At 68.2% G+C, this 20012-nt stretch carries 19 protein-coding genes; 12 read left to right on the forward strand and 7 right to left on the reverse strand.

Annotation, left to right across the window (positions count from 1 at the left end):
- Positions 1 to 13 precede the first annotated feature (13 nt).
- The gene (locus ABZ863_RS16035; protein ID WP_358535853.1) at positions 14 to 604 is read left to right on the forward strand and encodes a TetR family transcriptional regulator; all 591 of its coding nucleotides are present in this window, start codon (positions 14 to 16) and stop codon (positions 602 to 604) included.
- A 13-nt stretch (positions 605 to 617) separates the two neighbouring features.
- On the opposite strand, the gene ABZ863_RS16040 is transcribed toward ABZ863_RS16035, so the two are convergent.
- On the reverse strand, positions 618 to 854 hold the full coding sequence (locus ABZ863_RS16040; RefSeq protein WP_358535855.1) for a hypothetical protein: 237 nt from the start codon (positions 852 to 854) through the stop codon (positions 618 to 620).
- A 163-nt stretch (positions 855 to 1017) separates the two neighbouring features.
- Between ABZ863_RS16040 and ABZ863_RS16045 the strand changes: the two genes are divergently transcribed.
- The 7 genes from ABZ863_RS16045 to ABZ863_RS16075 all read left to right on the forward strand — a co-directional run bounded on the left by ABZ863_RS16045 (position 1018) and on the right by ABZ863_RS16075 (position 8997).
- Complete coding sequence (locus ABZ863_RS16045) at positions 1018 to 1926, forward strand: ABC transporter ATP-binding protein (RefSeq protein WP_358535857.1); 909 nt, start codon at positions 1018 to 1020, stop codon at positions 1924 to 1926.
- Positions 1927 to 1936: 10 nt separating this feature from the next.
- Entirely contained in the window at positions 1937 to 2677 is a 741-nt protein-coding gene (locus tag ABZ863_RS16050) for an ABC transporter permease (protein ID WP_358535859.1), read from the forward strand.
- A gap of 3 nt (positions 2678 to 2680) precedes the next feature.
- A complete protein-coding gene (locus ABZ863_RS16055) occupies positions 2681 to 3964 on the forward strand; it encodes a sensor histidine kinase (RefSeq protein WP_358535861.1) in 1284 nt (427 codons plus the stop codon).
- Positions 3961 to 4590 (forward strand): response regulator transcription factor, encoded by a 630-nt coding sequence (locus ABZ863_RS16060; protein ID WP_358535863.1) that lies wholly within the window; start codon positions 3961 to 3963, stop codon positions 4588 to 4590. Before ABZ863_RS16055 ends, ABZ863_RS16060 begins: the two co-directional genes overlap by 4 nt.
- A gap of 172 nt (positions 4591 to 4762) precedes the next feature.
- Positions 4763 to 6034, forward strand: a complete 1272-nt coding sequence (locus tag ABZ863_RS16065) for a cytochrome P450 (RefSeq protein WP_358535865.1) — start codon at positions 4763 to 4765, stop codon at positions 6032 to 6034.
- 28 nt (positions 6035 to 6062) lie between these two features.
- Complete coding sequence (locus ABZ863_RS16070; protein ID WP_358535867.1) at positions 6063 to 7487, forward strand: aminobutyraldehyde dehydrogenase; 1425 nt, start codon at positions 6063 to 6065, stop codon at positions 7485 to 7487.
- Entirely contained in the window at positions 7480 to 8997 is a 1518-nt protein-coding gene (locus ABZ863_RS16075; protein WP_358535869.1) for an FAD-binding oxidoreductase, read from the forward strand. Before ABZ863_RS16070 ends, ABZ863_RS16075 begins: the two co-directional genes overlap by 8 nt.
- On the opposite strand, the gene ABZ863_RS16080 is transcribed toward ABZ863_RS16075, so the two are convergent.
- From ABZ863_RS16080 to ABZ863_RS16090, 3 genes are all read right to left on the reverse strand, one after another.
- Positions 8975 to 9787 (reverse strand): hypothetical protein, encoded by an 813-nt coding sequence (locus ABZ863_RS16080; protein WP_358535871.1) that lies wholly within the window; start codon positions 9785 to 9787, stop codon positions 8975 to 8977. The two genes, ABZ863_RS16075 and ABZ863_RS16080, sit on opposite strands and share 23 nt — an antisense overlap.
- Positions 9788 to 11032 (reverse strand): CoA transferase, encoded by a 1245-nt coding sequence (locus ABZ863_RS16085; protein WP_358535873.1) that lies wholly within the window; start codon positions 11030 to 11032, stop codon positions 9788 to 9790.
- A 126-nt stretch (positions 11033 to 11158) separates the two neighbouring features.
- Positions 11159 to 13078: a GAF domain-containing protein gene (locus ABZ863_RS16090; RefSeq protein WP_358535875.1), complete on the reverse strand. Its 1920-nt coding sequence runs from the start codon at positions 13076 to 13078 to the stop codon at positions 11159 to 11161.
- A 183-nt stretch (positions 13079 to 13261) separates the two neighbouring features.
- Between ABZ863_RS16090 and ABZ863_RS16095 the strand changes: the two genes are divergently transcribed.
- Positions 13262 to 14620: an MFS transporter gene (locus tag ABZ863_RS16095; RefSeq protein ID WP_358535877.1), complete on the forward strand. Its 1359-nt coding sequence runs from the start codon at positions 13262 to 13264 to the stop codon at positions 14618 to 14620.
- Here the strand turns inward: ABZ863_RS16095 and ABZ863_RS16100 are convergent.
- Positions 14617 to 15018, reverse strand: a complete 402-nt coding sequence (locus ABZ863_RS16100) for a VOC family protein (protein WP_358535879.1) — start codon at positions 15016 to 15018, stop codon at positions 14617 to 14619. The genes ABZ863_RS16095 and ABZ863_RS16100 overlap by 4 nt on opposite strands.
- Positions 15019 to 15181: 163 nt before the next feature.
- Between ABZ863_RS16100 and ABZ863_RS16105 the strand changes: the two genes are divergently transcribed.
- Positions 15182 to 15922, forward strand: coding sequence for a DUF4118 domain-containing protein (locus tag ABZ863_RS16105; protein ID WP_358535881.1), 741 nt, complete (start codon positions 15182 to 15184; stop codon positions 15920 to 15922).
- 67 nt (positions 15923 to 15989) lie between these two features.
- Positions 15990 to 16871 (forward strand): aldo/keto reductase, encoded by an 882-nt coding sequence (locus tag ABZ863_RS16110; RefSeq protein WP_358535883.1) that lies wholly within the window; start codon positions 15990 to 15992, stop codon positions 16869 to 16871.
- A 15-nt stretch (positions 16872 to 16886) separates the two neighbouring features.
- On the opposite strand, the gene ABZ863_RS16115 is transcribed toward ABZ863_RS16110, so the two are convergent.
- Together ABZ863_RS16115 and ABZ863_RS16120 are read right to left on the reverse strand one after the other, a co-directional pair.
- Positions 16887 to 17480 carry a flavodoxin gene (locus ABZ863_RS16115; RefSeq protein ID WP_358535885.1) on the reverse strand — a complete coding sequence of 198 codons (594 nt, stop codon included), beginning with the start codon at positions 17478 to 17480 and terminating at the stop codon, positions 16887 to 16889.
- Positions 17481 to 17523: 43 nt separating this feature from the next.
- Entirely contained in the window at positions 17524 to 18948 is a 1425-nt protein-coding gene (locus ABZ863_RS16120) for an MFS transporter (protein ID WP_358535887.1), read from the reverse strand.
- 124 nt (positions 18949 to 19072) lie between these two features.
- Here ABZ863_RS16120 and ABZ863_RS16125 point away from each other — a divergent pair, with 124 nt between their 5' ends.
- On the forward strand, positions 19073 to 19966 hold the full coding sequence (locus ABZ863_RS16125) for a helix-turn-helix transcriptional regulator (RefSeq protein WP_358535889.1): 894 nt from the start codon (positions 19073 to 19075) through the stop codon (positions 19964 to 19966).
- Positions 19967 to 20012: the final 46 nt, after the last annotated feature.

Raw genomic sequence — 20012 nt, forward strand, 5'->3', positions numbered from 1 at the left:
TTATGCTGGAGGCATGCCTACTCCCACTGCCGGAGCACGCCGGCGCTCCGACGCCGAGCGCAACATCGCCCGCATCGTCTCCGCGGCACGCGAAGCTCTGACCGCCAACCCGGAGGCGACCATCGATGACATCGCCAAGGCGGCCGGCGTGGGACGGATGACGCTCTACGGTCACTTCCGTAACCGCGCAGAGCTGGTCGAAGCGGCACTGACCGAGGCACTGCGCGTCGGCGAGGAGACACTGTCCGCCGTCGACCTCACCGGGGACGCACGCGACGCGCTGGCCCGGTTACTCGAATCCAGCTGGAGACTGGTCGCCGAGTCCAAGGCACTGCTGGCAGCAGCCGAGGGAACGCTGCCCGCGGGGCGCATTCGCGAGCTCCACGCCGCACCGGCCCAGCGGGTCGAAGACCTGATTCGCCGTGGTCAGGCCGACGGCGTGTTCCGCGACGACCTGCCGATGAACTGGCTCGTCGGTGTCGTGCACTACGTCGTGCACGGTGCCGCCGAGGAGCTACGCGCCGGGCGCCTGCGGAGCAAGGACGTCGCCCGCACGATCGTCGCAACCGCACAGTCCATTGTGGCCGTCCCTACTGGACGTTGACTGCGCTCCCCCACTACACGTCTGACATCGGCACCGGCTCCCGATCACCGGCGGGGGTGTGCAATGGTTCCACCATGCGGTCGACGTAGGCGGTGAGCGTCTCGCGGTCGGCGTTCGTCATGGCGGACGTGCCGATCTTCTTGCACAGGAGGCCGATGCCCGAGAGCAGCGCGGCGAGAAGCTCTCCCCGCAGCGCGGCATCTGGCCCATCCAGGCGCGACGCGAGCTGTGTTCCGAAGCTGCACGCCACGGCAGCCGACCTCTACCTCGCACCGCCGACCCCTGCAGACCACTGTCCGGTGAGTACCCCGCCGCATCAACCGATTGGTTGATCGAGGAACCCACCGGGTTCGGCACCAGCCCTGGCCGCGCGGTCGATTCGGCGAACCCCGCCGGACGGCACGCTTGGAGTCATGGCAATCATCGAGGTAGACGACCTCGTCAAACGCTACGGCGACCACACTGCGGTGAACGGGGTCAGCTTCGCCGTCGAGCAGGGCGAGATCTTCGGCATCCTGGGTCCCAACGGGGCAGGTAAGACCACCACCGTCGAGTGCGTCGAGGGGCTGCGCACACCGGACGGCGGGGCGATCCGCGTCTGCGGCATCGATCCACGACGTGACACCGATGAGCTGCGGCAGCTGCTCGGCGCGCAGCTCCAGGAAAGCGAGCTGCCCGACAAGCTGAAGGTCGGCGAGGCGATGGAGCTGTACAGCTCCTTCTACCGTGCCCCTGTCGATTGGCGGGAGCTGATCGACGCCCTGGGGCTCACCGACAAGCTGGGCACCCAGTTCCGGCGACTGTCCGGCGGGCAGAAGCAGCGGCTGTCGATCGCGCTCGCGCTGGTCGGCAACCCGAAGGTGGCGGTGCTCGACGAGCTCACCACCGGCCTCGACCCGCAGGCCCGCCGCGACGCGTGGGACCTCATCGAGGACATCCGCGACCGCGGCGTCACGATCGTGCTGGTCACGCACTTCATGGAGGAGGCGGAACGGCTCTGCGACCGGCTCGCCGTGATCGACTCCGGCAGGCTCGTCGCACTCGACACCCCGGCAGGGCTGGTCGCGACGGTCGACGACCGGCAGCGGATCCGCTTCCGGCCGTCCGCACCCATCGACCACGCGCTGCTGGCGGCGCTGCCCGAGGTCACGGCCGTCGAGCGGGCAGGCGGCCAGCTCATCGTGACCGGCACCGGGAACCTGCTGCTCGCCGTGACCACGGAGCTCGCCCGCAACGAGGTCGTCGCCGGTGACCTGCGGGTCGAACAGACCTCACTCGACGACGCGTTCGTCGCACTCACCGGCCGCAAGATCGACGCCTGAGGAGACCACGATGTCCGCGCTGTCCCGACTCACCGCAACCGAGACCACACTGTTCTTCCGCGAGCCGATGAGCGTGTTCTTCGCGCTCGCGTTCCCGCCGATCCTGCTGGTCATCCTCGGCGCGATCCCGGCGTTCCGGGAGCCTGACGAGACACTCGGCGGGCTGCGGGTCATCGACCTGTACGCACCCATCATCGTCGCGATGGCCATCGCCATGTTCGCGATGAACGGCCTGCCACAGCAGTTCGCCACCTACCGGGAGAAGGGCATCCTGCGACGCTTGCGGACCACCCCGGTCAAGCCGCCGGTCATGCTCGGCGCGCAGCTGCTGATGTCCACGATCATGTCCGTGGTCACGATGCTGGTCGTGCTGGCCATCGGGCGGCTGGCGTTCGACGTGAGCCTGCCGAGCCAGGTGCCCGCCTATCTCGTCGCGTATCTGCTGAGTGCGCTGGCGATGTTCGCGATCGGACTGCTTGTGGCCTCGCTGGCGCCCAGCGGCAAGAGCGCTGGAGCGATCGGGTCTGTGCTGTTCTTCCCTGTCCTGTTCTTCGCCGGTCTGTGGGCGCCCCGTGAGACGATGAACGACGTCCTGCGGACGATCAGCGACTTCACCCCGCTGGGCGCCGGCGTGCAGGCATTGCAGGACGCCGCAACCGGTCACTGGCCGGACCTGCTGCACGTGGCCGTCATGCTGGGGTGGACGATCGTGGCTGGCGGGCTGGCCGCGCGGTACTTCCGCTGGGAGTGAGTCATGAGCATCGAGGCCGAGCTGCGTGCGGAGTTCGACCGTCTGGAACGGCGGGAGGCCAGGGTTTTCGAGGTCCTTCCCTATTTCCTCCTGGCGGTCAGCACCCTCATCACGCTGCTGCAGCCGATCTGGCAGATGCCGGTGGCCTATCCGGCGGTGCTCGGCCTCACGCTCGCGGCCACGATCTGGCTGCTCTGGTTCCACACACTCCACCCGGAGTGGCACCAGAACGGCCCGCTGATGGTCCTGTACTTCACGGGTGTCATCCTCCTGGCCTTCGGCCTGGTGGCGCTCGCGCCCTGGTACGGCTTCTTCGCTTTCGTCGGTTACCCACAGGCGTTCCAGTGCCTGAAGGGCCGCTGGCGGTACGCCGGCGTCGCCGCCACGGCGATGGTCTCAACGATGTCGTACCTGGGCGGCTTGTCCAACATCGTGGCCGACGACCTGTGGTGGGGTTGGTTGCTCCTCGGCGTGATCGTCACGCTGCTGGCCGGGGCGTTCTCCTACTTCGCCGAGATGGCGGACCGACGCAACGACAAGCAGAAGCAGGCCCTCGCCGAGCTGCACGAGGCCAACCTGAAACTGGAGGCGGCGCTGGAGGACAACGCCGCCTTGCACGCCCAGCTGCTGGTCCAGGCCCGCGAGGCCGGGGTGCTGGACGAGCGGCAGCGGATGGCGCGGGAGATCCACGACACCCTGGCCCAGGGACTGGCCGGCGTCCTCACCCAGCTCCAGGCAGCCGAGCAGACGATGGAAAAGCCATCGACACTGCGCCGGTACCTCGCCAACGCGATGAACCTGGCTCGCGACAGCCTCACCGAGGCCCGCCGGACCGTCCACGCGGTCGAGCCGGCGGTGCTCGCCGAGGCCAGGCTCCCGGACGCGATCAGCGAGGTCACCAGGCGCTGGTCGGAGATGAGCCGCATCGACGCGGTGCTGACCACCACCGGCGACCCCCGGCCGATGCATACTGACATCGAGGTGACGCTGCTGCGGGCCGCGCAGGAGGCGCTCGCCAACGTGGCCAAGCATGCGAAGGCCAGCCGCGTGGGCCTGACCCTGTCGTACATGGAGGACCTGGTGACGCTCGACGTGCGGGACGACGGGGTGGGTTTCGAGCCCAACGTCAAGCGTGCCAACGGTTCCACGAACGGCGGGTTCGGGCTCGCCGGCATGCGGCAGCGGGTGCAGCGCCTCGCGGGCCGGCTCGACATCGAGTCGGAGCCCGGTGGCGGTACCGCGATCTCGGCTTCTCTCCCGGCGATTCCGGCCGGGGGTGTGCGGTGATAACGGTTCTGATCGTCGACGACCACCCGGTGGTGCGGGACGGGTTGCAGGGCATGTTCAGTGCCGACCCGCGCTTCGAGGTACTCGGCCAGGCCGGTGACGGCGCCGAGGCCATCGCTGCCGGGGAGCAGCTCCGGCCCGACGTGATCCTCATGGATCTGCGGATGCCGAAAACCGACGGCGTCACCGCCATCAAGGAGCTGGCGAAGCGGGGCGTGACCGCGCGGGTGCTGGTACTCACCACGTACGACACCGACAGCGACGTGCTGCCCGCGATCGAAGCGGGCGCCACCGGCTACCTGCTGAAAGACGCGCCGCGGGAGGAGCTGTTCCGTGCGGTGGAGGCGGCCGCGCAGGGGCAGGCGGTGCTCTCCCCCGCCGTCGCGACCCGGCTCATGGGGCAGATGCGGCAGCCTGCGTCCGAGCCGCTGTCGCAACGTGAGCTGGAGGTGCTGGAGCTGATCGCCCGCGGCTCGACGAACCGCGAGGCGGCCAAGCTGCTGTTCATCAGCGAGGCGACGGTCAAGACGCACCTGCTGCACGTGTACGCGAAGCTCGGCGTCAACGACCGGGCGGCAGCCGTGGCCACCGCGTTCTCCCGCGGATACCTGACGCCACGAAGCTGACGGACGCTTCCTCCGGCTACTCCATAGCCAATCCGCACCGCATCAGTAGTGATCATCGCGACGGGCATCCTGGCGCACGTAAAAGAGCAACGAACCTCAAGCGCAAACCGGTCAGCAACTTGCCAGGTAGGCATACCTAGAATCAACTCGCTTCACATAATCGGCGCGCCGGATGACAGCGAAGGAAGAATCCAGCATGTTGCAAGACTTTTCGGCGGCCACCTTCTCACACAATGAGAGCGGATATATTCCCGATCCGTTTCCTTTCTACGCGAAGATGCGGCGCGAACAACCGGTTTTCTTTTCTGAGAACATTTTCGGCGGCACCTGGTTGTTCTTCGGCTATGCGGACTGCAGGGCACTGATCCTCGAGGAGCGGCTGTCCAATGAGCGAGCCGCAGTGCCGTTGCGGTTCCTGCCACCCGACCAGCGAGCCGGTTTCGGCGACATGCTGGCCGTGTTCGAACGCTGGCTGGCCTTTCACGACAGCACCAGCCATACCCGGCTCAGACGGCAGGCCAACCGTAGCTATGCCCCGTTCCGGGGCGAGCGAGTCGACACCCTGATCCAGCGCGCGGTCGACCGGTTGCTCGACAGTGTCGATCACGATGAGTTCGACCTGATGGCCGACTTCGCCTTCCCACTGTCCGCCATCGTCATCGCGGATCTGCTGGGTGTGTCGAGTGAAGCCCATGCGGATCTGACGCGGTGGACGGACGACATCGGGCACCTCTTCGGCTCCACCCATGTGTCCGCGGAACATGTCTACCGGACGCAGAACAGCACCCGGGAGCTGATGCAGTTCCTCTCGTCACGGGAATCCATGACGCTGTCCGAACAGCGGGCCGGTCTGATGCACCAGATGCTGACGACCGACATCCACGGCTACCGGTTCGACGAGGACGAGGTTCTCGCGCAGTCGGCCTTGCTTCTCTTCGCAGGTACCGCCTCGATCCGCTACCTCATCGGAAACAGCGTGTACACAGTGGACCAGCGAGACCACAGCGAGCGGCAACTGCTGGTCGACACGAACACCGCAGCCGATGCCGTCGAGGAACTTCTCCGTTTCTGCAACCCGGTTCAGTTCGTCGGCCGTGTCGCGCGACACGACTTCACCTATACATGCCAGAACGGCAGTGAAGCCCATATCCGGCAGGGACAACCGCTCCTGCTCTACATCGGCTCCGCCAACCGGGACTCCGACAAGTTCTTCCACGCGGACGAGCTCGTCCTCACCCGGCCGAGCCCGAACGAGCATCTGACCTTCGGCGCAGGCCGGCACTTGTGTTTCGGGGATCCACTGGTGCGCGCCACGACCCGGATCGCCTTGGCCACGCTCTATCGTCGCATTCCCCAACTGCGAGTGGACCAACAGGAACTCGACTGGAACAACAATTTGGGATTCCACGGATTTCAGTCATTGAGCGTGACAGCCGGTGTGTGACACGGACGCGAGGATTGGCCCAATCTCCATGGAGACTCTGAAGAACTTCGTCAACGGCGAGTTCGTGCTGTCACATAGTGATGTCTTTTCGGAGATCATCGACCCCTGTACAGCGCAGCCCTATCTCCACGCGCCGATCTCCGGCGCAGCGGAAGTCGACATCGCGGTGAGAGCCGCGGCGACCGGCTTCGAGACCTGGCGCTCGACGACTCCCACCACCCGGCAGCTGGCACTGCTGCAGATCGCCGATGAGCTGGAACGACGTGCCGACGAGTTCACCACGGCCGAGATCCGCAACACCGGCAACCGGGCAGCGTCCGAGGTTTCCCTCGTCGTCGATCAGCTCCGCTTCTTCGCCGGTGCCGCACGGATACTCGAGGGCAGGGCCGCCGGGGAGTACCTCGAGCAGCACACATCGTATGTGCGGCGCGAGCCGATCGGTGTGTGCGTGCAGCTCGCGCCGTGGAACTACCCGCTGATGATGGCGGTGCTCAAGGTCGCGCCCGCTGTCGCCGCGGGCAACACCGTGGTCCTCAAGCCCGCGGAGACGACACCGGTCACCGCGCTCATGTTCGCCCAGCTCGCGGCCGAGTACCTGCCCGCCGGTGTTGTGAACGTCATCTGCGGTGGGGACGACACCGGCCGTCGCATGGTCGAGCATCCGACGCCCAGCCTGGTGTCGCTGACCGGTTCCGTCGAGACGGGGATCGAGGTCGCCAGAGCAGCGGCGACCCACCTCAAGCAGTCGCACCTGGAACTGGGCGGAAAGGCACCCGTCATCGTGTTTCCGGACGCCGATGTCACCGCCGCCACGGACACCATCATCGAGGCGGGTTTCGCCAATGCCGGGCAGGACTGCACAGCGGCGACGCGGATTCTCGCTCACCGCGCGATCTACGACGAGCTGGTGGACGGCCTGACCGTTGCCGCCGGGAAGTGCCGCACCGGCCCGCCCTCGGACCCCGCGGTGCTGTTCGGACCCGTCAACAACGCCCGTCAGCTCCAGCGAGTGTCCGGTTTCCTCGACCGGCTGCCGGCACACGCACGGGTGCTCACCGGCGGTGAAGTGACCCACGAGCGCGGCTACTTCTTCCAGCCGACCGTGGTTGCCGACGTGCGCCAGGACGACGAGATCACGCAGAAGGAGATCTTCGGCCCCGTCATCACCGTCCAACCGTTCGACACCGAAGCCGACGCCGTCCGCTACGCCAACGGTGTCGACTATGGACTGGCCGCCGGCGTCTGGACGCGCGACGACGCCCGCGCACTACGGCTCAGCCGGCAGCTCGACTACGGCACCGTGCGCATCAACACGCATCTCGCCTACCCGTCCGAGATGCCACACGGCGGCTTCAAGCACTCCGGATACGGCAAGGACCTGTCAACGTACTCAATGGACAACTACACCCGGATCAAACACGTGGTGCATCGCATTGGCGACGACCATGCCTGAGCGGGCAGTTCGCGGCTGGCGCGCCGCCCTCGGTGCGGCCGCGGTGTCCACCGACGCACACGAGCTCGCGCACTACGGGATGAACATCTCGGAGTTCGTTCCTCGCGAACTTCACGCCGTACTCCGGCCGTCCTCACTCGAGGACGTGCAAAGCCTGATCACAGTCGCCCGCGCGGCCTCGGTGCAGGTGCACCCGGTGAGCACCGGACGTAACTGGGGTTTCGGCTCGGCGTTGCCCGGCCAGGGCCCGGTCGCTCTGGTCGACCTGGGACGCATGAACCGCATCATGGAGGTCAACTCCCGCTTCCGGTACGCCGTCATCGAACCAGGGGTGACACAGGGGCAGCTGTCCCGCTATCTCGCGGAACAGGGAACCGGCCTGAAGCTGAACGTGACCGGCGCGGGTACGGGCACCAGCATTGTCGGTAACGTCCTGGACCGGGGCTGCGGCAACCTCGGCCCCCGGATCGATGACCTGCTGGGCATCGAGGTGGTGCTGGGAAACGGCAGCACTGTCCGAACCGGACTGTGGCACCTGCCCGACGGCGAGACCTCGGTCCACCACTACCCACCCGGTCTCGGACCGGACCTTCGTGGACTGTTCGCGCAGTCCGGCTTCGGCATCGTCACCAAGATCGTGCTCCGGCTGCATCCGATCGCACCACTGACCGAGCTGACGGTCGACGTTGCCGAGAGCCGGCTTGCGGAGGTCGTCGACGAACTGTGGCTTGCTCGCGAAGACGGTGTCGTCACCGGACACGCGCGCATCACCGACGGTACCGACCCGGTCATCCAGTACTTCGGCGACACTGATCCGTCCATCTGGCACGCGCAGATCATGCTCGGAGGAACCCCTGCGATGCGGGCCGAAGCCGTTCGAGAGCTCCGGCGGCGCTTCGACGGGACCGTGGAACGGATCGCGGCCGCGGACACCGACGGTGACCAGCCAGCGCACGCGGCAGAACAGGAACCACTGCTCGCGGCTCGGCTGCGGCTGATGAACGGTACCCCCTCGGACCGGCTACTCGGCCGATTCGCCGGCCTCGCCGGGAAGGCGCTGCCACCGGGAACGATCGACCTGGATCGCGATCCCGACCTGCCCGGCATGGTGTGCGTCAATGTGACGATCCCGTTCGCCGGTGACCGGCTCGCCTCGTGCGGCAGCGTGGTGCGGGCGACCGCCGAGGAGACGGGAATGCCGACCTCGCAGCTCTACGAGATCGCAGGCAGGACGGCGTTGTTCGGCTTGTTCCCCTGCTACTTCGACCGCCGTGACGCGGCGGCGGTGACCGCGGCACATGCGCACAAGGAACTGCTGCGGCAGCGGCTCGAAGCCATCGGGATCTACCCGGTACGGATGGACGTGGACTCGGCCGGCCCGTTCATCGAGCGCACCGACGACGGCTTCTGGCGCTGTGCCACCACCATCAAGCAAGCCCTCGACCCGCAGAACGTCATCGCGAACCGCTACGCGGGCGAGCACCCGCTCAGTGAGACGGCCCCCACATGACGCGTCCGCGCGCGAGCAGGTTCCCGGTCGCATCGACCGCGTGGACGTCGGTCGTGTCGCCGTTCCTGCGTCCGCCGATCGAGACGGTCGTGTCGACGAAAATGGGTGCCTGCGCGCGGAAGGTGAAAGCGTGCACGCGTGAGCCGGGGTCGTGCCGGACGGCCGCGTCGAGGAGCAGCACACGGGTGAGCGGGCCGTGCACCAGCAGATCCGTAAGACCCTCGGCACCGCGAGCCCAGTCCCGGTCGAAGTGCACCCGGTGGGTGTTGAACGTGAGTGCCGAGAAACGGAAGAGCTGGCGCGAGTCCAGCCTGACCTCTTCCGTCCAATCAGGACTTTCCGCCGGTACGGGCGCGCCGGCGCGCGACGGCGGCGTGGTCTCGAGGAACACGTCGTGCCAGGTGCTCTCGATCGCGAGCTCACCGGCCACGCGGTACTCGCGCACGACGTCGGCGAAGACGAGCCGCCCGCCGCGGCCCTGCTTCTCCACGACGTCACCTCTCCGCGCGACCTGCTCCACGACCTCGCCGTAACGCAGTGGCCGATGGAAGACCGTGTCCTCGCCCGCGTACATGCGGCGAGGCAGGTCGAACTCGGGCAGCACGCCGTCGCGGGCGGGCGATCCGTCGGGACGCAGGTCGGCGACGGGTGCGTCGAACGGGAAGTAGAGGCCTTCCCAGCCCGGCGGCAGCTCACCGCCGAGTGACGGCTCAGCGGCCGCGTTCGTGAACGTGCCGCGGAAGGCGGCCGCGGCAAAGGTCGCGAGCGTCTCCCTGCGAGTGACCGTCACTCAGATCACCCCGCGCTCGCGCAGCCCGGCGATGCGCTGTGCGTCGTAACCCGCGAGTCCGGCAAGCACGGCGTCCGCGTGCTCACCGAGTCGGTTCGCGATGCGGGCGGGGGTCGCGGGTGTCGCGCTCAGCTTGATGGGCTGCCCGAACATGCGCAGCGTGCCGAACTCGCCGTAGTCGGCCTCGACGATCATCTCGCGCTCGGCCGTGCCGGGATCATCGACGGCCTCGCCGATGTTCTTCACCGCCGTCAGCGGGATGACGTCGCCCGCGAGCTTCTCGAGCTCGGCCCGTGTGCGGTCGGCGAACCAGCCGAGGATGAGCGGGCGCACCCGCCGCTCGTAGACCTCGATGTCGAAGCGCTTCCGCATCGTGTCGATCTCGGGGTCGGTGGCCGCTTCCGGGGTGCCGAAGAGCTCGCAGCTCGCACGCCACAGCTTGTCGGTGTAGCCACCGAAGAACACCTGACCGTCGGCGCACGGGAACAGCTGGTACGGCCGCACCCACGCGTGTTCGTTCCCAGCGGGCGCCGCGACCTTCCCGTCGACGGTGTACTCGACGACCGCCGTCTCGGTCATGGCCATGATGCTGTCGACCTGCGCCACGTCCACCAGTTGCCCCTGCCCGGTGCGTTCGGCGTGCCGGAGAGCGGCGAGCGTGCCGACGACGCCGAACAGTGTGGCGGACAGGTCCCCGATGGTCACACCGACTCGAACCGGAGGCTGGTCGGCGTACCCGTTCATCGACCACAGCCCACCCGCCGCCTGAGCGGTGTTGTCGAAGGCGGGCCGCCTGCTCCTGGAGCCGGTCTGCCCGTACCCGGAGATCGCGGTGTACACCAGGCGCGGGTTGACCTCGGCGAGCACCTCGTAGCCGAGGCCGAGCTTGTCCATGGTGCCGGGGCGGAAGTTCTCGACCAGCACGTCGGCACGCGCCACCAGGTCCTTGAGTACCTGCTTGCCGTCCTCGCCGGCGAGATCGAGCGCGAGACCGAGCTTGCCGCGGTTGTACTGCCCGTAGTAGCCGCTGACCTCCTCGTCGCCATGACGGAGATACGGCGGGAAGCCACGCGCGACGTCCGGATCGGACGGGTTCTCGATCTTGATCACGGTCGCGCCGAGGTCGGCCAGGAACTGCGCGGCGTAGGGTCCGGCGAGCACGCGTGACAGGTCCAGCACGACGACACCGCCGAGCGACCCCGCGGTCGCGGCGAGCAGCGGATGAGCGATCGGGCCAGGTGTCATACGAGGACGCTCCCAAGGTTGTGATGACGGCGTGCGTCGGCCTCACCCTACGGACCCATCCACCTCCGCTGTATGGAGGAGTTGCCCACAGGCGCTCCGCATTCATGGGTGAATGGACCATCCGGTTCACGGAGCGGAAGCATGCTGGAGACGCTCCCGCAACCCGTCGAGGCGGACGGCGATGCTGATGCGGAACAGTCGTTCGTCCTCGCGCCAGTCGCCGCCGAGCACGCGGTCGAGCCGTTCCAGCCGCTGCAGGATCGTGTTGGTGTGGAAGTTGAGCGCCCGCGCCGTGCGCGTGGGACTCGCGCCGTTGTGCACGAACGCACGGAGTGTGCCCAGCAGGTCGGTGCCGCGCTCGGTGTCGTAGCGGCGCACGGCGCCGATCGCGTCGTCGAGGAACGCCTCGAGTGTCCGCGGGTCGGTGTCGAGCACGGCCGAGTAGGGCACGTAGGTGTCGGTCGAGGTGCTGATGTCGTCGACACCGAGCGCGGCGAGAAGCCGCGCGGTGCGCATCGCGAGGGTGAACGCGCCCGGCAGCGACCCGGGTGAGCGGGGCGGCAGCACGGCGAGCACGGGCGCCGAGACGGCGCGCGCGACCCGGCCGCGCAGCTCCTCCGCGTCGTGAGGAAGCTTCTCGCTGGGATGGGTGACGACGACGAACCCGCGATACTCGCCGACGAGGGCCCGCTCCCCCACCAGCTGGCCGAGCGTGCGGGCCGCCGCGGCGCGATGTTCGCCCGGCACGGCGAAGAGCAGCAGGCTGTCGAGCGCGTCGACCGTGACACCGAGACGCCGTGCTCGCCGCGCGACATCGGCCTGCCGTTCCGGAACGGCTTCGAGCAGGTCGGCCAGCACCTCGTTCTGCACGTGATGCTGGGCCGCGGCGACTGCCTCCTGCTGCAGCGCGAGGAGCGCACCCACCTGCGCCGCGCGCTCGATCGTCCGGTTGTCGACAGGGCTGAGCTCGAACTCGCCGTCGCCGAGCAGCAGCACACCGAAGTACTGCTTGCCCGCCGTCATCGCGGACACCGCGCACAGACCGGCCACACCATCGAGCGGGATGCAGTAGCCCGAGCGACGGCTCTCCTCGATCGCTGCCCGTGTCGCGCCGTCGAGATCGAGCATCGCCGCCGGAAGGGGGTGCCCTGAGGTCGCGATCACGTGACCCTGCTCGTCGACGATCGCGACCGCGCGGCCCAGCGCCGACGCGAGCGTCACGGCGACCGGGGCGAACCCGCCGCCCGCGAGCACGGCCTGCACCAGCTGTTGGTGCACCGTGTTCGCGCGGTCCCGTTCGGCCAGGTGCTCGGTGAGGCGTTCCAGCGCTTGGCGTGCCTCGTCCTCGGATTTCTGCAGGTTGCGCAGGGTCTGTGCCGTCTGCAGCACCACCGAGGCGTGGTCGGCCAGCGCTGACAGCAGCGCGATCTCCTCGGGCGTGAACGTGTGCTCGCGACGGTTCGCGACGAACAGCACGCCGAGTACCTTGTCGCCGGTGAGCATCGGCACGCCGAGTATCGAGACGAGCCCCTCGGCCGCGACGGCGTCGTCGATGGTCGGCTCATGGCGGTCCCGGCGGTAGCTGTCGTACCGGGTGACCCACTGCGCGGCGCGTGTCTCGACGATCACGCTCGCGAGACCCCGCCCTGGCGGGACGCGCAGGCGCTGGAACTCGGGGCTCACCGTGCCGCTCGTCGTGCGGACGTGGAGCACCCTGGTCGGGGCATCGAGCTCCGAAAGGTAGGTGACGTCACTGCCCATCATCTCGTGCGCGCGGTGGACGAGACGCTCCAGAACGGCGGCGCCGTCACGCAGTTCGGCGAGCTCGCGTGCGCTGGAGAACAGGGCCGCGAGCTCACGTTCGCGGCGGCGCAGCCGCGCATGCTCCCGCTGAGCGAGATGCACCTGCCCGGCGAGCCGGATTCCGGCATCGCCGGACACGCCGAGTCGTTCCAGCGCGGCGGTCACCTCGGCGGGACCGAGCTCCGCGTCGGAGAACGCCGCACCGACGAGCGTCGTGGCGGCGGCTTGTGGGTCATCCGGCATCTGGCGTCACCTTTCGCGGCGTGGCCACCGGCGACGCCGAACCCCGCAGCATGTGCAATTCGTTCAGGAAGTCGCCGAAGACGTGTGACAGTGCCACATGTGTTGGCGGAGGGACCCAACCATAGCCTGATCGCCGCGTGGTCGGACGTTCCGCTTGTACCGGCCCCCACACGAAGGAGTGTCATGGCGTCGCCTATCGACATCGACCGCAGCGGTCTCGACTCACGTCAGCAGCGGCGCAGCGCCATCATCGGCAGCAGTGTCGGGACCGTCATCGAGTGGTACGACTTCACGCTCTACGGGCTCGCCTCGGCGCTGGTGTTCGCGCCGCTCTTCTTCGGCGACAGCGGCGTTGGCGGCGTGCTCGGCGCGTTCGCCACCTTCGCTGTCGGGTTCGGCGCACGCCCGATCGGTGGCCTCATCTTCGCCCACTACGGTGACCGCCTCGGGCGGAAGGTGACGCTCCTGGCGACGCTGCTGATGATGGGCATCGCCACCACCCTCATCGGGCTGTTGCCCACGGCCGAGTCCATCGGCGTCTGGGCACCCGCGATGCTGATCGTGCTCCGCATCTTCCAGGGGGCCGGTGCGGGGGCGGAGTTCGCCGGCGCGATGACGATGGCGAGCGAATCGTCCGGCACCCGCAACCGTGCGCTCACCGCCGGTTTCCCCGGAGCGGCCGTGTATCTCGGGATGGCGCTCGCGACGGCGACCTTCGCGATCCTGACCGCCGCGCTGCCGTCGGAGGCGTTCCTCGCGTGGGGTTGGCGGCTCCCGTTCGTCGCGAGCGCGGTCATCGTCGCCTTCGCGCTCTACTTCCGCCTACGCGTCAAGGAGACCGCGGCGTTCGAGGCGGCGGAGCACGACGGAAACGTCAGTCGTGCCCCGCTCGTCGAAGCCGTCCGTGCACATTGGCGCGTACTGATCCCGGGAATGGCGCTGTTCGTCTTCGTCCTCCCGTGGGTGTACGTCGTGCAGACGTTCTCGATCTCGTACACGACGGGCACGCTCTCCGTGGATCCGACCGCAGCACTGGTCGGCCTCATCGTCGCCGAGGTGCTGACGATCCCGGCCGTGCTCCTGTTCGGCCTCCTCGCGGATCGCATCGGACGCAAGCCGGTGCTGCTCGGCGCCGCGGTGTTCGCCATCCTGTTCGCGTTCCCGATGTTCTGGCTCTATCTCACGGAGAACTCGGTGTTCGTCGGCCTGGGACTCATCCTCGGCCTCGCCGTGGTCCAGGGTGCGACCATCGGGGTGTCGGCAGCACTGCTCGCGGAACTGTTCCCGACCAACGCTCGCTGGAGCGGTATCGCGATCTCGCGTGAGATTCCCGCGGCGCTGGTCGGCGGTACAGCACCGCTCGTGGCGACCTGGCTGGTGTCGCTCAGCGGTGGCACACCATGGCTCGTCGGCGGTTACCTCCTGGTGCTGAGCGTGATCGGTCTGGTCGGGATCGCGTACCTGCCCGAGACGCTCAACCGCAGGAGCGAACCGGCTACGACCGCCGACGAGGTGCGAATCGACGCCGGCCCGATGAGCTAGGCCGCAATTGCCACGCCCAGCTGCCACGACACACCGAAGCGGTCATTGACCCAGCCGAAGGGGCCGAAACCGTAGTCGTCCAGTGGCATGAGCGCCGTGCCGCCGTCGAACAACGCCGCGTACGCCTTCTCCAGTTCGTCGCGAGAGTCGAACGTGACGAAGATCGACAATGACGGCGTGAACTCGAAGTCGTGTGGCACCGGGCTGTCGCTGCAGCGTATTTTCTGGCCTGCCAACGTGAACTCGGCCATCCACACAGAACCTTCGGCACCCGGTCCCTCCGGACCGTAACGCTTGTCCGTCAGCACCTCGCCGTCGGGGAAGACGGAGAGATAGAAGGTCATGGCGTCGGCAGCCTCGCCCTTCTGAAACATGAGGAACGGCACCAACTCGGTCATTCGTCATCCTTTCCACTGTGTCGATCGGTACTCGTAGGGTTTCACCGACAACATCGCTTGTCAAGACAACTATAGTGTTCGGTGAGCCCGAGTGCCTGGTTGGGAAGTCGTGGACAGGCAGATAATTGCCGGAGTACGACGAGAGCGCGCGGGGAGGCACAGCGTGCACGTGTCCCGTGACTGGATCGCCATCGCGTCCGCGGTAGTGGCCCCGGTCGCGGTGTCGGCCGTACTGCTGCCGCTGCGGGCCAGTCTCATGACCACGACCACCACCCTCGTGCTGGTCGTGGTGGTCGTCGCGGTTGCCGCGTTGGGCAACCGGGTCGCCGGAGCGCTGGCAGCGCTGGTGGCGGCCGCCTGCTTCGACTTCTTCTTCGCCGCGCCGTACCTGCACTTCGAAATCACGGACCCGGTTGATGCGCAGACCGCGGTGCTGTTGCTGGTGGTGGGTGTCGCGGTTTCGCAGTTGGCCGCCCACGCCAGGAAGCAACGGGTCATCGCCATCACCGGGGCCGACTATCTACAGCGAATTCACGACGCGCTTGACCAGGCGCGATCGGCGGGATCGCCGAACCAGGTCGTCACCCACGTCCGGCAGCAGCTCATCGATCTGCTGAACCTGCGCGAGTGCCGATTCGAGCTCGGTCGCCTGGTCGGCCACCTGCCGCGGCTGGAGCAGGACGGATCAGTCGTGGCGGGCGTCAGGCGATGGGAGGCCGACGAACCCTTACCCCAGCGGAGCATCGAGCTGCGCGCGTACGGCGACGGCCGCTTCTACGGACGGTTTCTGCTCGACCCCGTTCCAGGTGCGGCTCCCTCCCGCCAAGCCCGTCTGGTGGCGGTCGCCCTCGCCGACCTGGTGGGCCGCTCTTACGCAGCGACCGGTCGTGGAGGGCGCTGGTGACAGAACCGTAGGACAGGAGTAACGGCAGACCCTCCCCGCGCGGGGACGGCGTTCCTAACGTGGGGGTATGAGTAAGAACCTGACACTGAACAACGGGGTCGAGATGCCGGCGCTGGGTTTCGGCGTCTTCCAGACCCCACCGGAGGACACCGTCGCGGCGGTCGACACCGCGTTGCGCACCGGCTACCGGCACATCGACACGGCGGCCGCCTACAGGAATGAGCGCGAGGTCGGCGAGGCCATCCGCAGCAGTGGGCTCGACCGGTCCGAGGTGTTCATCGAGACCAAGGTCTGGATCACCGACTACGGCTACGACGCGACCCTGCACGCCTTCGACAAGAGTGCAGGCAAGCTCGGTGTCGACCAGCTCGACCTGTTCATCCTGCACCAGGCGCTGCCCAGCAGGTTCGATCTGACGCTCGATGCCTACCGTGCGCTGGAGAAGCTGCTCGGCGACGGGCGAGTGCGGGCGATCGGGGTCAGCAACTTCATGCCCGACCACCTCGAAAAACTGCTGAGGGAAACGGCGGTCGTGCCCGCCGTCAACCAGATCGAGGTACACCCCTACTTCCTGCAGCGGGACGTGCTCGACGCCGACGCCGCGCACGGCATCGTCTCGCAGGCGTGGTCGCCGATCGGCGGCATCACCTTCTACCGGGACGGCGGGACCGGCAGCACGCTCGATGACGCGACCATCGCTCGCATCGGGCAAGCCCATGGCAAAACGCCTGCCCAGGTGATGCTGCGCTGGCACCTGCAGCGGGGGCGCTCCGCGATCCCGAAGTCGGTCCGCCCGAAACGAATCGCCGAGAACTTCGACGTGTTCGACTTCGAGCTCACCGACCGCGAGCTCGCCGCGATCGACGCGCTCGACACAGGCGTCCGGGGTGGCCCGGAGCCGGACGCGATCACGTTGGAGACCTTCGGAATGGAGATCCCGGAGGCCTGACCGCCGGCGGCGGCCCTACCGTAGGTCCACACGCCGGAGCCAGGACGAGACGGCGTCACCCGCCTGCCGGACCTCCTCGCCGCGCACGGCGAGCCCCTCCCCGATGGTCGCGCCAGTGCAGGCCTGCTCGTACTGCTCCGGCGTCCCGCCCAGCCCGCTCACCGCATAGGTGACGACCGGCAGGACGGTCTTCCCGGCGAAGTCCACGCCTTCGGCGAAGGTTCGCATGATCATCGGCGGCCGGACGTTCCAGATGCCGCTGGCCAGCAGCACGACGTCGTAGCCGTCGACGGCAGGCAGCGGGTTCGCCGTGAGGTCCAGAGCTGGGCGGGCGTCGGCGTCCTGCTCCCGCACGTTGCGTTCCACTGTGTCGTCGTAGTCATCGGAGTACGGTTCCGCGGCCTCGATGCGGTAGACGTCGCAGTCGATGCGATCGGCGATCATGCCGGCGAGCACCTCTGTGTTGCCGACCCGCAGGTACCTTCGCCCGCCGTAGTGGTAGTTCTCGCCGGCACGGGAGAAATACGCCAGCAGCGTCCTAACAGGACGGGACCGCCGCACCTCCGCGGCCTCGGTGCCGCAGCCCGTCAGCCGGCCGCCGCCCACCATCCCCAGCGCGGTCGCAGCTCGTCGGTGGTCCAGGTGTGGGTGGTCATCGAGCAGGCTCCGTGGCGAGGGTGTCGGTGACGGGTTCGGTGTGGACCGGCGCGGGCTTGTGCCTCGCCGGGACGATGACGGCCAGTACGACCAGCAACGCCAGCGCCAGCAGGACGGACGCTCCGGTGAGCGCGGCGCTCACCTGCGCGGCGCCGTCGAGAGCGCCCGCGCCGGCGCGCGCAGAGATGGCGACGAGGATGCCGAGGCCGAGCGCCATGCCCAGCTGGTGTGCGGTGTTGACCAGCCCGGAGGCGGCTCCGGCGTCCTCGGCGGCGACCCGCGCGATCCCGGAGTTGGTCAGCGGGGCGAACGCCAGCCCTTGACCGGCGCCGATGAGCAGCATCGGCAGCGCGACCGCGGCCAGATACGTGTCGCCGGCGTCCAGACGGCTCAGCCAGGCCATCCCGGCGAGCGTGAGCGTGACCCCGGCCGACAGCAGCACGGCGCCGGGAAGCCGGGCTCCCAGGCGCGGGATCATCATCGCCACGGCGAAGTTGACGACCGTCATCGGCAGGAACCCGAGACCGGCCTCCAGCGGGCTGAAACCGAGCGAGTCCTGGAGGTACTGGGTGGTGAAGTAGAAGAACCCGATCATGGCGCCCATGTAGAGCAGGCGCGCGGCGTAGGCGCCACTGCGTTCACGGCTGGCGAAGAGCCTCAGCGGCATGATCGGCTGTCCGGCGCGCGACTCGTGGAATACCAGCGCCGCCAGCAGGACCACGCCGACCACCAACCCGGTCAGTGTGACCGGGCCGGACCAGCCGCGCTCGGCGGATTCGATGATCGCGAACACGAGCGCGCCCATACCGAGGGTCGCGCACAGGGCACCGACGGCGTCGAACCGGCCGCGGCGGCGCTCGGTCTCGGTGAGAACGCGACGGGCGGCCACGATCATCACCGCGGCGATCGGAACGTTGACCAGGAACGCCGCCCGCCAGGACACCCAGTCCGCCAATGCGCCGCCGACCAGCAGACCGAGACTGGCGCCGATGCCCGCGGTGGCGCCGTACCAGGCCACTGCCCTGCCGCGGGCCTCGCCCTCGAAGTGAGCGGTGATCAGGGACAGCGAGGTCGGAGCCACGATAGCGGCGCCGATGCCCTGCAGTGCCCTGGCGGCCACGACCCACCAGCCGGTCGGTGCGATCCCGATCAGCAGCGACGCGGTACCGAAGATCGCCAGCCCGGCCACGAACAGCCGTCGCCTGCCGATGAGATCACCGGCGCGCGCTCCGAGCAGGAGCAGTCCGCCGAAGACGAGTGTGTAGCCGTCCTGCACCCACGACAGCGTGGCCGGGCCAAGGTCGAGGCCGGTCCGGATGCTGGGCAGCCCGGTGAAGATGACCGAGTTGTCCAGCAGGATCATGAAGTAGCTGATCAATATGATCGCGAGGATCGCGCTGGGTTTGGCCGGGGATCGCATGCGGTCTCTCTTCGTGGTCGGCTGCTTCCAGCCAACGACGAACCGGGAGGCCGCAACAGTGACGGTCGTTCCAGGTAACCGCAGTGCCTCCCTCGCAGTCTTGTGAGCCTTTTACCCTGGGGTGATGGGCCAGATCGACCACCGCGCCGAGGTCCGCGAGTTCCTCAGCTCGCGGCGGGCACGCATCACCCCCGAACAGGCCGGGCTGCCTTCCTACGGCGGCAAGAGGCGTGTGAAGGGACTCCGGCGGGAGGAGGTCGCGATGCTCGCCGGCGTCTCTGTCGACTACTACGTCCGCATGGAGCGCGGGAACCTCTCCGGCGCCTCGGAGTCCGTCCTCGACGCACTCGGCCGGGCCCTGCAGCTCGACGAGGCCGAACGCGACCATCTCTTCGCGCTCGCCCGTGCCGCCGAACCCGGACGGGGCGGTCGCCGCCGCGCGGAGGCGACCACGGTGCGCCCCGCTGTCCAACAGGTTCTCGACGCGATCAGCGACGCGCCGGCGTGGGTCCGCAACGGCCGTCACGACATCCTCGCCATGAACCGGCTCGGCCGCGCCCTCTACGCCCCCGTCCTCGCCGACCCCCATCGGCCGGCGAACACGACCCGCTTCGTCTATCTCGACCCGGCGGCGCGGGAGTTCTTTGTGGACTGGGACCGTATCGCCAATGACGCCGCGGCCATGCTCCGGCTCGAAGCAGGCCACAATCCCTGCGACCGCGCGCTCATCGAGCTGGTCGGTGAGCTGTCGACCCGAAGCGAGCTCTTCCGGCAACGCTGGGCCTCCCACGACGTGCAGTTCCACCGCAGCGGCCGGAAACGCCTGCGTCACCCCGTCGTGGGCCAGCTCGACCTCAACTTCGAGTCGATGGAGCTGCCGTCCGAACCGGGCCTGTCACTCAACGTCTACACCGCCGCGCCGGACTCTCCCACCGCGGACGGGCTCAAGATGCTCGCGAGCTGGGCAGCCACGCAGGACCTTGCGGAGGAGTCGCCGGTTATCAGCGAGAAGCCCTGACGCGAACAGCCGCCGAGCCGGTGCGGCTCGACGGCTGTTCGCTACT

The sequence above is a fragment of the Saccharomonospora sp. NPDC046836 genome, from assembly GCF_040645195.1.
Lineage (GTDB): Bacteria > Actinomycetota > Actinomycetes > Mycobacteriales > Pseudonocardiaceae > Prauserella_A.